The organism is Bradyrhizobium sp. Kon56, assembly GCF_055807635.1.
Map to the genome: position 1 here is coordinate 1 of NZ_JBVVOU010000331.1, position 300 is coordinate 300.

Annotated in this window: 1 protein-coding gene; it reads right to left on the reverse strand. The window is 65.7% G+C overall.

Annotation, left to right across the window (positions count from 1 at the left end):
- Positions 1-300: ATP-binding cassette domain-containing protein (locus AC0L3B_RS39190; RefSeq protein ID WP_473383111.1), on the reverse strand; the 300-nt coding region annotated here is incomplete at both ends.

Here is a 300-nt window from a genome sequence, read left to right on the forward strand (position 1 = left end):
AGCGCGGAGGTCGGTTCATCCAGCAGCATCAACGCCGGCTTGGGCACCAGCGCCCGCGCAATCGCAATGCGCTGGCGCTGGCCGCCGGAAAATTCGTGGGGGTAACGGTGCCGGCTGGCGGGGTCAAGGCCCACGTCCTTGAGCACCTGGATGACCTGCGCTTCGCGTTCGTCGAGGCTGCACGGCGCGTGAACCTCCAGGCCCTCGCTGATGATTTGCTGCACCGACATGCGCGGGCTGAGGCTGCCATAGGGGTCCTGAAACACCACCTGCATCTGCTTGCGCCATGGGCGCATTTGA